The organism is Flavonifractor sp. An91, assembly GCF_002159225.1.
Classification (GTDB): domain Bacteria; phylum Bacillota; class Clostridia; order Oscillospirales; family Oscillospiraceae; genus Flavonifractor; species Flavonifractor avicola.
On record NZ_NFHA01000004.1, the window covers coordinates 100,729 to 113,645 of the forward strand.

A 12,917-nucleotide genomic window follows, 5' to 3' on the forward strand; every position below is an offset into this window, starting at 1 on the left:
CCTTTACTCCACAGGCTCCATGCCCGGACCAATCTCCGGTGTCGATTCAGGAGCGGGTGTGGCTGCCGGCGTAGGGGCCGGAGTTGGGGTAGGCGCCGGGGTCGCAGAGGGCTGCGCACTGGCCGTGGGACTGGGTGTGGAAGCCGGGGTCGCGGAGGGCTGCGCACTGGCTGCCGGACTGTTACTGGGCCTGGGCGTGGAAGTCACTTCCGGCTTGGGCGTGCTGCTGGGCTTGGTCGTTGTGTTGGAGCTACCCGAGCCGCTGGAACTGTTCGAACTGGAAGAACCGGACGAACTGCTGGAGCTGCCGCCCTGAGGCTTAGCCGCATAGGTGTCCTCCACATGGCCGCTGGTGGAGGACAGAGACCCGTCGTCATTGACGCTCATCAGATCCAGCTGATCCAACCGGATGTCCTCCAGATAGGGGTTGAAATAGGTGTTGATCATTTCCAGGGTCTGATCCTGGATGGGGGTCACATAGGACTGCTTGTTGCCCACCGTCCGGCTATAGACGTAAACGCCCTCACAGGGCAGGGTCATAAAGTTGACGTTCTCCATACTCAGCCCGCCCAGAATGGCCTCCTGGGCAAACCAGGCCAGGTTATTCACGGTAAGAGTGCCGCGGGTATCCACATTATTGAAGAAGATCTGAGCCAGGGCGGGGATCTTATCCACAGTCAAGTTGTTCAGACAGGTCTCAATGACCGCCTTCAGGAAATCCTGCTGGGTCTGGATACGGCCCAGATCGCCGGAGGGATAACCGCCGTAGACGATCAGCTTGCCGTTTTCAATCTTGTTGTTTTTCCGCCAGCGCAGCAGCTGCATGGCCTCGTCGCCGTCGATCTCCTGGTAGCCAGCCTCCAGATGGATGTAGAGGTCCTGAGTACCATCATCATAATTCATGTCGTAGGGTACATCAAACCACACGGGCCCGATAGCATCCACCAGCTCACCCACAGCCTCCCATTCCACCACCATGGTGAAGTCAGGCTGGAAACCAATAAGGTAGGAGATCTCCTCCTTCAGATAATCGATGCCATCCCTGTCGTAGTTGGAAGCCCAGTTGTAGACGGAATTGATCTTCTTCACGTCCCAGGGCACATTGACCATAGTATCACGGGGAATATTCAGCACATTGAGCTGCTGATTGGGAATGTCGTAGGACATGACCATAATGGTGTCGGTGTTGCCGCCGCCGCCGGTATCCCGTCCCACCACCAGGAAGGTGTAGAACTCCTCTTTCCGGTCGCCGGACAGTTTCGGTCCCGTCATCTCCATTCCGGCAGATTCCTCCGCATCGGGGGGCGCTACATTGGGAATCTCCGGCTTGACCACCAGCAGCTTATAGGCCACAAACAGGATCACGATCAGGGCTGCGATCACTGTAAAGATGATAAACAAGATGCGCAGGATCTTTTCCCTGGGCGTGCGCTGGGGCTTTGGTTTTTTCTGCTTGGGGGCTTTGGGCGGCTTTTGCTCTTTCGCGAGCCGGGCGCCGCCGCGGCTGTTCTTTTTCTCTTCCGGGTTCATCTCAAGGTTCCTTTCTGCTGGATTTGCTCCTCAGCCAATCCCTGGCCTGCAGCGTGTTGCTGTGGACCGGCAGGCCCCGGTCCTTCATCTCCTGAATGCTCATCTCACAGCCCAGCAGCACTGCCTGGTCCAGATCCTCATAAGCCAGCTTCCGCAGCTTCTCCACGCCCGGGAAGTCCCGGTTGGGTTCCATGTAGTCGGCGATGTACAGAATCTTCTCCAGCAGCGTCATATCCGCTTTGCCGGTGGTATGCCAGAAAATCGCATTGTAAATATCGTCACTCACTCCATACACATCCCGGGCCACACACGCCCCGGTTTTGGAATGGAGCAGCTTAACAGCACGCTGTTCCAAATCATCCAGTACGATACCATATTTATGGCATAATTGCAACTGTTCGTCCATCTCCAGATATTTTGTAATATCATGGAGGATACCTGCCCGGCGGGCCTTTTCCTCGTCGGCGCCCCAGCGGCGGGCCAGACGCACCGCCTCCTCTTCCGTGCCCCTGATGTGGGCAATTCGCTTGGCCCGGATCATGGAGCAGGCGCAGGCCCGCAGTTCCCGGTCCGGCAGATGCTTCAGGTCAAAATGGACCCCGTACAGGCCGTGGCGGATGATATATCCATATACCGCCGGAGACAGATACTCCTGTCCCTCTCCCCGGGCCAGCAGCTCCCGCAGCTGGGTGGAGGATACATCTACAATATGGGGCAGCTGGAGCACACAGGTCTTGGCCCCGAAGGTCTTTTGCAGATACTCTGCCTGGATGTTCAAAGCCTCGCCGCTGTCGCTCTGGGTACGGGCAAAGGTACATATTCCCGCCAGTCGGGTGATCCGTTGGGGCTCCCACCAGTTTTGCAGGGTAAGAAACATATCGGTACCCATCATCAGCCACAGCTCCGCGTCGGGATACTGGGCGTGGATCTGCTCCAGCGTATCCGCAGTGTAGCTTTTCCCGGGTCGGGAGAGCTCCAGGGCATTGACCCCGATCCGATCAGGCAGCAGCAGACTGTCCGCCGCCAGCTCCACCATAGCCAGCCGCTCCCGGGGTCCGGGACTGTCCTCAGGCAGTTCCTTGTGGGGCGGCAGCGCCGCCGGGACAAACTGCAAACGGTCCAGCTCCAGAACGTCCATCGCCGCCTGAGCCGAGGTCAGATGCCCCAAATGGGGTGGATTGAAGGTCCCGCCATAGATGCCCAGCTTCATGACCATGCCCCCTCGTTTATTATGCTTTCCGCTTTTTATCCGATACCAGAACGATCTTGTCTTTCTTATCCTTTTTGTGGGTTGGACGATACAGAACAAATTTTGTTCCGATCACCTGCACCACGTCACTGCGGGTGGCCGCGGCCAGTTCCTCCGCCGCCTCACGGCTGGTGAGCATACAATTCTCCAACACTTTGCCCTTGATCAGCTCCCGGGCCTCCAGAGCATCGTCAGCCTGCTTCACCAGATTGTCGCCGATGCCGTCCTTGCCTACATGGAGGATGGTGTCGATGTTGTTTGCCAGGCCCCGCAGCTGGGCCCGCTGTTTACTGGTCAGTTCCATTCAGATAGTTCTCCAATTCTGTTTTAAATTTGTTCAGCGCATTTCCCCGATGGGAAATGGCGTTCTTCTCCTCGGCAGTCAGTTCCGCAAAGGTCTTTTTCAGTCCGGGGATAAAGAACACAGGGTCGTAGCCGAAGCCGCCCTCACCCCTGGGGGCGTAAGCAATGGTGCCGGGGCACTCTCCTCTGGCCTCCACCTTGTCCCCGTTGGGGAAGCAACAGCAGATGCAGGAGACAAATTTGCCCCGCCGGTCCAGCTGGCCCCGCAGGTTCTCCAGCAGCAGCTTGTACCGGCCCACGTCGTCCAGCTCGGGACCGCCGTAGCGGGCGGAGTATACGCCGGGGGCGCCGTTGAGGGCGTCCACACACAGGCCGGAATCGTCGGCAATGGCGGGCAGACCGGAGGCCTCACATACCGCATGGGCCTTCAGATAGGCATTCTCCTCAAAGGTAGTGCCCGTCTCCTCCACGTCCACATCCACGCCCACTTCGGACTCCAGCACCACGTCCACCCCCAGCTGGGAGAGGATGGCCTTCATTTCCACCAGCTTGTGGGCGTTCTTGCTGGCCAATACCATTTTCATGTCTCAGCCCTCCAGTACGTTTTTCTGGATGGTCTGGAGCTGGGCGATGCCCTTGGCACATAGGTCCACCAGAGCCCGCTGCTCCTCCACGGTAAAGGCCCGGCCCTCGCCGGTGCCCTGGATCTCCACCAGCTTGCCGTCCCCGGTCATGATACAGTTCAGGTCCACCTGAGCGGAGGAATCCTCCTCATAGCATAGGTCCAGCAGCAGCTGATCGTCCACAATGCCGGCAGACACCGCCGCCACCTGATCCACCAGAGCATCGGCAACCCCTACCTTCTTCAGGGCCAGGGCCAGGGCCACATAGCCGCCGGTGACGCTGGCAGTACGGGTGCCGCCGTCTCCCTGGAGCACATCGCAGTCGATGGTTACGGTGCGCTCACCCAACTTTTTCATATCCACGCAGGCCCGGAGGGACCGGCCCACCAGCCGCTGGATCTCCGCGGAGCGGGGAGACAGCTTCAGCTTGGCAATGTCCCGCTTGGAGCGCTCCCGGTTGGCCCGGGGCAGCATGGAGTACTCAGCGGTGACCCAGCCCTCCCCCTCGGGAACGTGGGGCGGGGTGCGCTCCTCCACGCTGGCGCAGCACAGCACCTGAGTGTTGCCGCAGCGGATGAGGCAGGAACCCTCAGCAAATTTGTTGAAGTTAGGAATGATCTCTACAGGCCGCAGCTGGTCCGCCGCCCGTCCGTCAATTCTGGCCATTGTTATAACCTCCATTAAATCAGCGCTTCCACAAAGGCCTCCGCTTCAAAGGGCATAAGGTCGTCGATACCCTCGCCCACGCCGATATACTTCACCGGCACCTGGAGCTCCTGGGCGATGGCAATGACGATGCCGCCCTTGGCGGAGCCGTCCAGCTTGGTGAGGACGATGCCGGTAATGCCGGCGGCCTCCTTGAACTGCTTGGCCTGGATCAGGCCGTTCTGGCCGGTGGTGGCGTCCAGCACCAGCAGGGTCTCCCGGTCGCAGCCGGGCAGCTCCCGGTCCACCACCCGGGAGATCTTGTTCAGCTCATTCATCAGGTTCTGCTTGTTGTGCAGCCGCCCGGCGGTATCGATGAGGATCACATCGGTACCTCTGGCCTTGGCGGCGGTGAGGGCGTCAAACACCACGGCGGCGGGATCAGCCCCCTCGTGCTGGCGGACGATCTCCACGCCGGAGCGCTGGCTCCAGATCTCCAGCTGATCCGCGGCGGCAGCCCGGAAGGTATCCGCGGCAGCCATCAGCACGCGCTTGCCCTCCCCCTTCATCTTGGCGGACAGCTTGCCGATGGTGGTGGTCTTACCCACGCCGTTCACACCGATGAACAGAGCCACCGAGGGGGTGGTGGTAAGGTGGAGCTCCGGCTCACCCACCTGAAGCATCTCGGTGAGCACCCGCCGCAGGCAGGCTCGGGCGGAATCCATGTCCTTGATCTTCTCCTCCTTCACCCGGCGGCGCAGGGTCTCCACCGCCTTCAGGGTGGTGTCCACGCCCATGTCGCCCAGGATCAGGGTTTCCTCCAACTCGTCGTAGAAGTCGTCGTTGAGCTCACCGGCAAACAGTTGGTCGATGGAGTGGCCGATGTTCTCCTTGGTGCGGGTCAGGCCCGCCTTGATCTTCGCAAAAAAGCCCATATTGATTTTGGTTCCTTTCGGTTGTTGATAAAGCTGCCGACTTACTTGATATGCAGCTCTTTTTCCACATCATTGAGATTGATAGTCAACATCCGGCTGACGCCCTGCTCCTGCATGGTGACGCCGTAGAGCACATCCGCTTCCTCCATGGTACCGCGGCGATGGGTGATGACAATAAACTGGGTCTTGTCCGCCATCTGGCGCATATAGTGAGCAAAGCGCACCACGTTGGCATCGTCCAAAGCGGCCTCGATCTCATCCATCACCACGAAGGGGGTGGGCCGCACTTTCAGAATGGCAAAGTAGAGGGCAATGGCCACGAAAGCCTTCTCGCCGCCTGACAGCAGGGAGAGCACCTTCAGTGCCTTGCCCGGGGGCTGCACCCTGATCTCAATGCCGCAGTTCAGGATATCCTCCGGGTCCTCCAGTTCCAGGGTGGCTTTACCTCCTCCGAAGAGCTCGGTAAAGGTCTGCTGGAAGGACTCGTTGAGGATGGCAAACTGCTTGCCGAAGATGGCACGCATCTCCTCGGTGATATCGGCGATAATGCCCTCCAGCTCTTTCTTGGACTTCTGCACGTCGTCCCTCTGGTCGGTGAGATAGGTATAGCGCTCATTGATGCGCTGAAACTCGTCGATGGCGTCCAGGTTGATGTTGCCCAAAGCAGAGATGGATTTTTTCAGCTCACCCACCCGGCGCTGGGCCTTGGGGACACTCTCCAGCTCCACCCGCTGGGCCATGGCCGCTTGGTGGGACAGCTCGTAGGTCTCCCACAGCTTGTCCAGCAGGTTCTTCTCCTCCATGGCTGCGGCAGCCTTCTTCTGCTCCAGCACCGACACCTCCCGCTCCAGGTTGAGGAGCGCGCTGTTCTTGTCCCGGGCGTCCTTGTCCGCCTGGTTGCGCTGGGCCTCCAGGGCCAGCTTCTCGTCGTTGATGCGGCTGATGGCGGCCTGACGATCCTGGTTCTCCTGCCGGATGGTCTGGAGCTGCCGCTCCTTTTCCGCAATCTCCCGCTCCAGGCCGGCGTTCTTCTCCTGGAACTGGGAGAGCATCTTTTCCCGCTCGGCCTTGTCGCCGGTCAGATCCCGGCGCAGTTCCTCCAGCTCGGTCATGGACTTCCGGGCAGCCTGGGCTTCCGCCTCCAGGGCGGCCAGGCGCATATTCAGTTCGGCAATGGCCTCACCCAGAGCCGTGGCCTTCTCCTGGGCTTCGCTCTGGCCTCTGGCCTTACCCTCTGCCTCGGCCCGCAGGGCGGCGGCAGCCCCCTCCAGGGACTCCACCCGGGCACGAGCGGCACGGGTATCCGCCTCGATCTGGGCAGAACGGGCCTGGAGCTGTTCCAGCTCACTCTTCTGGTCGGCCCGCTGCTTCTTCAAATCGGCCAGCTGGGTATCCAGATGGTCTAAGCGCTCCTCCAGCTTGAGGATGTCGTCCTCGTGGCGGCGCTGCTGGGCTTGGGCAGTCTCCATTTCATAGGTGGCGGCGGTAGCCTCCCGCTTGGCCTCCTCCATGGCGTGGGCCGCGTCAGCCAGCTGCTGGGCCACGCCGGTGCGCTGCTGAGCCAGCCGCTCCAACTCGTTGGCCCGGCTCAGGATGCCCGCGCTGCGGGACGCCGAACCGCCGGTCATGGAGCCGCCGGGGTTGAGCACCTGGCCGTCCAGGGTAACAATTTTGAAGCGATAGTTGTATTTCCGGGCCATGGCGATGGCCTTGTCCATATCCTCGGCCACCACGGTGCGGCCCAGCAGGTTGGAAAAGATCTTCTCATACCGGGGGTCAAACTGGATGAGTTCGTTGCCCAGGCCCACAAAGCCGGGCTCCCTGCGCACGCCCTGATCCCGGAAGTCGGAAGGCCGCATGGAGGTCAGGGGCAGGAAGGTGCTCCGACCGCCGTCCCGGCGTTTCAGGTACTGGATGGCGGCTTTGCCGTCCTCCTCCCGCTCCACCACGATATGCTGCATAGCGCCCCCCAGGGCGATCTCGATGGCCACGGTGCAGGCGTCGGGCACGTGGATGAGCCCGGCCACCGGGCCGTGGATCCCCCGAAGCTGGCCCTTCTTGGCCTCCCCCATCACCAGCTTTACCGCTTTGGAGTAGCCCTCATACATCTTTTCCATCTCGGAGAGCATATGGATGCGGGAGTTCAGGGCGTTGTCCTCCATCTGGAGTTTGACGTGGCGCTCCTCCGCCTCCCTGGCCTTCCGCTGCCGGGTCTCCAGCCGCAGGGCGTAACCGCTGATGATGTTCTGTAAGCTGTCCTTGTCCTCTCTGGCCTGGTCCAGCTCCTGAGCGGCCTGACGGCGGGTCTCCTCCGCCTCCTGGAGTCGATCCTCACCGGCGGCCAGCTCCTGACGCATGGCCTCGTCCCGGTCCAGCACCTCCTGGGCGGCGGCGGCCAGGGCGGAGATGAGGGCCTTTGCGTCGGCGGCGGAGGCGTTCTCCACCGCCTCCTTCCGGCGCAGATCCTCCAGCTCCTGGGCAATGGCCCCGGCAGAGCGGCTGGCGGAGGCAGCCTCATTCTGGCGGTCTGTCAACTGCTGACGCAGTCCGGCAGTCTGGCCTTCCAGCTCCTCCAACCGGGTCTTACGCTCCCCGATCTGAGCGGCGATGGAGTCGGCCCGGCCCTCCTGCTGCTCCAGCTCCCGCTGGATGCGGTCCCGGTTCTCCAGGTTGTTCTGAATGTTGGTTTTGAGAACGGCGATGGCGTTTTCCAGGCTGTTGGCATCGGCCTCCCGCTGCATCATTTGGAAGCGGATGCCTTCGGTCTCCACGTCCTTGTCCCGCATCTGAGCGGAGAATGCCTCAGCGGCGGCGTACAGATCCTCCACCTGCTGCTGGACCTCCCCTTTCTGGCGGAGGGCATTCTCGTAGTCGGACAGGGTCTTGCGGGAAGCAGACCGGATCTTCTCCAGCTGGTCCAGCCACAGGGAAATCTCCAGCCCACGCAGCTCGTCCCGCAGGATGAGGAATTTTTTGGCCTTTTCGCTCTGCTGGCGCAGGGGCTCCACCTGGAGCTCCAGCTCGTCGATCTTGTCGGTGATGCGTACCAGGTTCTCCTGGGTACGCTCCAGCTTGCGCTCGGCCTCCTCCTTCCGGTGGCGGAACCTGGAGATACCGGCGGCCTCCTCAAAGATCTCCCGGCGGTCGCCGCTCTTCACCGACAGGATCTCGTCGATACGGCCCTGACCGATGATGGAATAGCCCTCCCGGCCCAGGCCGGTGTCCATGAACAGCTCGTTCACGTCCTTCAGGCGGACGGAACGGCGGTTGATATAGTACTCACTCTCGCCGGAGCGGTAGTACCGGCGGGTGACCATGACCTCGCTCTCCTCCAGCGGGAAGATATGGTCGGTATTGTCCAGCACCAGGGACACCTCGGCAAAGCCCTGCTGCTTGCGCAGGGCGGTACCGCCGAAGATCACATCCTCCATCTTACCGCCCCGGAGGGCCTTGGTGGACTGCTCCCCCATGACCCAGCGGATGGCGTCGGAGATATTCGATTTTCCGCTGCCGTTGGGACCAACGATAGCGGTGATGTCCTCCCCGAAGGAGAGAACCGTTTTATCCGGGAATGATTTGAATCCCTGGATCTCCAGCGCTTTTAAATACAAGGCGGCACCTCGCAACACATATACTTCTGAATAAAGTATTATATCAAGGAATGAAGGCTATTGCAAATCCTTTTGCCCCCGAAACACATAAAACAGGACTGCGGATGATCCGCAGTCCTGTTTCTTTCCAGTTGATGCCCTCAGCCCTTCAGCTTCTCAATGGCAGCTTTGGCGGCATTCTGCTCCGCCCCCAAACCGCACGGCGGTTTGGGAACCCCATTTCGTTCTATCTGTCCGGGTGAAGTGAATTCACCCGGCATCAAGGTTTTGCCTCCGGCAAAACGCTTGGCGCCGCAGAGCGGCGGCTCGCTTACGCTCGCAAAAGAGGCGGAGCACTCTGGCAATCACTCAACCCTTCAGTTTCTCGATGGCGGCCTTGGCGGCATTCTGCTCCGCCTCTTTTTTGCTGCGGCCCTTGCCCTGTCCGATGGGGGTGCCGTTCAGGTCCACCTCCACCGAGAAGATCTTGGCGTGGTCGGGGCCCTCGGCACCGATGAGCTGATAGCCCAGCACCTGGCCGCTCTCCCGCTGGACCAGTTCCTGCAGGGCGGTCTTGTAGTCCCGGCTGGCGCTCTTCTCCTCTTCCCGGTCCAGGATAAATTTCTGGATGATCTTACGGGCGGAGCCGATGCCCCCGTCCAGGTAGACAGCGGCGATCACCGCCTCCACCGCGTCGGCCACGATGGAGGGCCGTTCCCGGCCGCCGCCGGCGTCCTCACCCTTGCCCAGTTTCAGGTAGGCTCCCAAGTTCAGCTGCTGGGCCACCTCCACCAGGCTGCCCTCGCACACCAGGGCCGCCCGGGTGCGGGTCAGATCCCCCTCGGGCAGATCAGGATGGGTGCGGAACAGGTAGTCCGCCGTCACCATACCCAGCACGGAGTCTCCCAGAAACTCCAGCCGCTCATTGCTCTGGCACCCTCTCGCCTTGTTCTCGTTGGCGTAGGAGCTGTGGGTCAGAGCATTTTCCAACAGGGCCCGCTGGTTGAAGCGGTAACCCAGCTTTTCTTCCAAGGCTTCCATGGCCGTCCCTCCCTTTCATGACAGGAGCCCCGCCGTCGGCGGGGCTCCCCAGTCTGATTCTGTGTCAGTCTTCCAGTTTGGACTTCAGATAGCGGACCAGGTCGGCCACAGTGGCAACGCCGGACAGGTCGTCCTCGTCCATATTCTCCAGGCCGAACTCCTCTTCCACCGCCATGGTCAGTTCCACGATGTCCAGAGAGTCGGCACCCAGGTCCTCGAAGGAGGTGTCCATGGTGATGCTGTCAGCTTCCACACCAAACTGCTCGGACAGCAGACCGGCAATCTTCTCAAAAATCATGTTCATCTACTCCTGTCGCATCCGTCGTCCGACGGCGTCTTTGCATTTGCACTATGATAATAGTGCAAGTCTTGAGCGCCTGTCAATAGGTAACTCAAATTTTTTCCTCTGCGTTGGTAGGCAAGCGCATATATTCGATATTCTCCACCAGATCATCGATCATGCCGGAGGCGGCAAAATCCCGAGCCTGACGGATGGCGTTTTTGATGGCGTAGTCGTTGGAGGAGCCATGGGCCTTGATCACCGGCTTGGAAATACCGATAAGAGCGGTACCGCCCACCTCGCTGGAGTCCATCTTCTTTTTGAACTGCTTGAGCCCACCGGACACCAGCACCGCAGCCAGTTTGGTGAGGAAGCTCTTCTTGAACATGGCCTTCAGCTCCTTGGCCATATACCCGGCGGTACCCTCCATGGTCTTGAGGAAGATGTTGCCCGAGTAGCCGTCGGACACGATGACGTCCACCTGACCGAACACCGCCTCACGGGCCTCCACGTTGCCCACGAAGTGGATGCGTCCGGCCTTGTCTGCCTCGGTGAGCAGGGCGTGGGCTTCCCGCTGCAGATCGGTGCCCTTGGAGGGCTCGGCGCCGATGTTCAGCAGGCCCACCTTGGGCTCAGGCCGCTTAAGTACCCGTTCGGCATAGTAGGAACCCATGAAGGCAAACTGGAGCAGGTACTCCGGGGTACCCTCGGCAGTGGCGCCGCAGTCGATGAGCACCGCCCCGCCTGCGCCCGTAGGCACCACAGGGGCCAGCGCGGCCCGGCGGATACCACGCACCCGCTTGATCATCAGGGTGGCGGCGGAGAGCAGGGCGCCGGTGCTGCCGGCGGACACAAAGGCATCGCCGTCCCCGTTTTTCAACAGATTGAGGCCCACAGTGAGGGAGGAGTCCTTCTTCTCCCGGAAGGCGGTGGCGGGGTTGTCGCACATCTCCACCACCTGGCTGGCGTGGGCGATCTCCAGGCCGGGAGGCAGCTGATCGATACCGTCGTCCTTCAGGACCTTGAGGATATCCTCTCCCCGGCCCACCAGGATGACCTCCACCCCCAGCTCACGGACCGCAGCCAGTGCGCCCCGCACATTGGAAGCAGGCGCGTTGTCGCCCCCCATGGCGTCTACGATGATCTTCATATGGTTCTCCTCTTCTTTCTATGTTCTTCCGTTTTCAGACGGGTGGGGTCTCAGCCCTCTACATCCAGTCCCGCCAGCATTTCCAGAGCCCGCTTACTCAATTCGGCATTCTTGTTCCCCACGGAAATCATATTTCCGTGGGGGCCCCGACCCTGAAATCTGCTCGGGCGAAGTGAATTCGCCCGGCATCAAGATTTTGCTTCGCAAAATACTTGGCGCCGCACGGCGGCGGGTCGCTTTCGCTCCCGGGTAAGCGGACGCGCCTTATTCTACATCCAGTCCCGCCAGCACTTCCAAAGCCCGCTTACTCAATTCCGCGTTCTTGTTCCGCTTGCCCTTGACCTTATAGCCCAGGGGCGGGATGATGCCGAAATTCACATTCATGGGCTGGAAATCGGTAACGCTCTCATTGCTGATATACAGGGCTAGGGCACCGGTAGCGGTCTCCTGAGGGAAATCCACCGGCGGCTTGCCGGTGAGCCGCCGGGCCAGCTCCACCGCCGCCAGGAAACCGGAAGCGGTGGACTCCACATAGCCCTCCACGCCGGTGATCTGGCCAGCAAAACAGATCCAGGGGTCCTTCTTCACCCGGTAGTACCGGTCCAGCAGCCGGGGAGAGTCCAGATAGGTATTGCGGTGCATGACGCCGTAGCGGACGAATTCCGCGTTTTTCAAAGCAGGGATCATGGAGAATACCCGCTTCTGCTCCGGCCACTTCAGATGGGTCTGGAAGCCCACCAGATTGTAGATGGTGCCGTCGGCGTTGTCCCGCCGCAGCTGCACCACGGCGAAGGGCTCCTTGCCGGTCTTGGGGTCCCGCAGGCCCCGGGGCTTCAGGGGCCCGTAGCACAGGGTCTGCTTGCCCCGGCGGGCCATGACCTCCACCGGCATACAGCCCTCAAACACGTTCTTGTCCTCAAAGCCGTGGACCTCCGCCTCCTGGGCGGCACACAGCTCAGTCCAGAATGCGTCGTACTCCTCCTCGGTCATGGGGCAGTTGATGTAGTCCGGGGTGCCTTTGTCGTAGCGGGAGGCGAAAAAGGCGCTCTCCATATCCACACTCTCAAAGGTCACCAGAGGGGCGGCGGCGTCAAAGAAGTTGAGGTAGCGGCTCTCAGGGAAAAAATCTTTGATGGCGTCCGCCAGCACATCGGAGGTCAGCGGCCCGGAAGCCACAATCACGTTGCCCTCGGAGGGGATGGCAGTAACTTCCTCCTCCACCACAGTGATGAGAGGATGATTCCGGATCTTTTCGGTGATGGCCTGAGCAAAGCCATGGCGGTCCACCGCCAGGGCGCCGCCGGCCTCCACCCGGTGCTCGTCGGCGCAGGAGAGGATGAGGGAGCCCATCCGCCGCAGCTCCTCCTTCAGCAGGCCCACCGCGTTCTCCAGCTGGTCGGAGCGCAGGGAGTTGGAGCACACCAGCTCGCCGAACCACTGGGTATGGTGGGCGGGGGTCATTTTGTGGGGCTTCATTTCCTTCAGGGTCACGGGGATGCCCCGCCGGGCCAGCTGCCATGCAGCCTCACACCCAGCCAGACCCGCGCCGATCACGAGTACAGGTTCCATAG

12 protein-coding genes are annotated in these 12,917 nt (G+C 61.0%); 1 reads left to right on the plus strand and 11 read right to left on the minus strand.

The window, feature by feature from the left end:
- Positions 1 to 3: 3 nt before the first annotated feature.
- From B5G42_RS04180 to smc, 7 genes are read right to left on the minus strand one after another with little or no spacing between them, the layout of a single operon-like run.
- Entirely contained in the window at positions 4 to 1,530 is a 1,527-nt protein-coding gene (locus B5G42_RS04180) for an LCP family protein (RefSeq protein WP_087266935.1), read from the minus strand.
- Position 1,531: 1 nt separating this feature from the next.
- The gene (gene yqeK, locus B5G42_RS04185) at positions 1,532 to 2,740 is read right to left on the minus strand and encodes a bis(5'-nucleosyl)-tetraphosphatase (symmetrical) YqeK (protein WP_087266940.1); all 1,209 of its coding nucleotides are present in this window, start codon (positions 2,738 to 2,740) and stop codon (positions 1,532 to 1,534) included.
- A 19-nt stretch (positions 2,741 to 2,759) separates the two neighbouring features.
- Complete coding sequence (gene yhbY, locus B5G42_RS04190) at positions 2,760 to 3,083, minus strand: ribosome assembly RNA-binding protein YhbY (protein WP_087266943.1); 324 nt, start codon at positions 3,081 to 3,083, stop codon at positions 2,760 to 2,762.
- Complete coding sequence (locus B5G42_RS04195; protein WP_087187679.1) at positions 3,067 to 3,666, minus strand: XTP/dITP diphosphatase; 600 nt, start codon at positions 3,664 to 3,666, stop codon at positions 3,067 to 3,069. Before B5G42_RS04195 ends, yhbY begins: the two co-directional genes overlap by 17 nt.
- A 3-nt stretch (positions 3,667 to 3,669) precedes the next feature.
- Positions 3,670 to 4,371, minus strand: a complete 702-nt coding sequence (gene rph, locus B5G42_RS04200; protein ID WP_087266945.1) for a ribonuclease PH — start codon at positions 4,369 to 4,371, stop codon at positions 3,670 to 3,672.
- Positions 4,372 to 4,385: 14 nt separating this feature from the next.
- The gene (gene ftsY / locus B5G42_RS04205) at positions 4,386 to 5,285 is read right to left on the minus strand and encodes a signal recognition particle-docking protein FtsY (RefSeq protein ID WP_087266948.1); all 900 of its coding nucleotides are present in this window, start codon (positions 5,283 to 5,285) and stop codon (positions 4,386 to 4,388) included.
- A gap of 41 nt (positions 5,286 to 5,326) precedes the next feature.
- Positions 5,327 to 8,896, minus strand: a complete 3,570-nt coding sequence (smc, locus tag B5G42_RS04210; protein ID WP_087266951.1) for a chromosome segregation protein SMC — start codon at positions 8,894 to 8,896, stop codon at positions 5,327 to 5,329.
- A 50-nt stretch (positions 8,897 to 8,946) separates the two neighbouring features.
- Between smc and B5G42_RS18070 the strand changes: the two genes are divergently transcribed.
- Positions 8,947 to 9,138, plus strand: coding sequence for a hypothetical protein (locus B5G42_RS18070; RefSeq protein WP_162611034.1), 192 nt, complete (start codon positions 8,947 to 8,949; stop codon positions 9,136 to 9,138).
- A 106-nt stretch (positions 9,139 to 9,244) separates the two neighbouring features.
- Here the strand turns inward: B5G42_RS18070 and rnc are convergent, their stop codons facing one another.
- The 4 genes from rnc to trmFO all read right to left on the minus strand — a co-directional run bounded on the left by rnc (position 9,245) and on the right by trmFO (position 12,915).
- On the minus strand, positions 9,245 to 9,916 hold the full coding sequence (gene rnc, locus B5G42_RS04215) for a ribonuclease III (protein WP_087189305.1): 672 nt from the start codon (positions 9,914 to 9,916) through the stop codon (positions 9,245 to 9,247).
- A gap of 64 nt (positions 9,917 to 9,980) precedes the next feature.
- Positions 9,981 to 10,214, minus strand: coding sequence for an acyl carrier protein (locus B5G42_RS04220; RefSeq protein ID WP_087189306.1), 234 nt, complete (start codon positions 10,212 to 10,214; stop codon positions 9,981 to 9,983).
- A gap of 94 nt (positions 10,215 to 10,308) precedes the next feature.
- The gene (gene plsX, locus B5G42_RS04225; protein ID WP_087266953.1) at positions 10,309 to 11,346 is read right to left on the minus strand and encodes a phosphate acyltransferase PlsX; all 1,038 of its coding nucleotides are present in this window, start codon (positions 11,344 to 11,346) and stop codon (positions 10,309 to 10,311) included.
- Between the two features lie 264 nt (positions 11,347 to 11,610).
- Positions 11,611 to 12,915, minus strand: coding sequence for a methylenetetrahydrofolate--tRNA-(uracil(54)-C(5))-methyltransferase (FADH(2)-oxidizing) TrmFO (gene trmFO, locus B5G42_RS04230; protein WP_087266957.1), 1,305 nt, complete (start codon positions 12,913 to 12,915; stop codon positions 11,611 to 11,613).
- Between the last annotated feature and the right edge of the window lie 2 nt (positions 12,916 to 12,917).

Coding starts and splice junctions, on each gene's coding strand:
- trmFO (WP_087266957.1), bottom strand. CDS start 12,915: ATGGAACCTGTACTCGTGATCGGCGCGGGTCTGGCTGGGTGTGAGGCT.
- plsX (WP_087266953.1), bottom strand. CDS start 11,346: ATGAAGATCATCGTAGACGCCATGGGGGGCGACAACGCGCCTGCTTCC.
- B5G42_RS04180 (WP_087266935.1), bottom strand. CDS start 1,530: ATGAACCCGGAAGAGAAAAAGAACAGCCGCGGCGGCGCCCGGCTCGCG.
- B5G42_RS18070 (WP_162611034.1), top strand. CDS start 8,947: ATGAAGGCTATTGCAAATCCTTTTGCCCCCGAAACACATAAAACAGGA.
- yqeK (WP_087266940.1), bottom strand. CDS start 2,740: ATGAAGCTGGGCATCTATGGCGGGACCTTCAATCCACCCCATTTGGGG.
- B5G42_RS04220 (WP_087189306.1), bottom strand. CDS start 10,214: ATGATTTTTGAGAAGATTGCCGGTCTGCTGTCCGAGCAGTTTGGTGTG.
- rnc (WP_087189305.1), bottom strand. CDS start 9,916: ATGGAAGCCTTGGAAGAAAAGCTGGGTTACCGCTTCAACCAGCGGGCC.
- yhbY (WP_087266943.1), bottom strand. CDS start 3,083: ATGGAACTGACCAGTAAACAGCGGGCCCAGCTGCGGGGCCTGGCAAAC.
- ftsY (WP_087266948.1), bottom strand. CDS start 5,285: ATGGGCTTTTTTGCGAAGATCAAGGCGGGCCTGACCCGCACCAAGGAG.
- B5G42_RS04195 (WP_087187679.1), bottom strand. CDS start 3,666: ATGAAAATGGTATTGGCCAGCAAGAACGCCCACAAGCTGGTGGAAATG.
- rph (WP_087266945.1), bottom strand. CDS start 4,371: ATGGCCAGAATTGACGGACGGGCGGCGGACCAGCTGCGGCCTGTAGAG.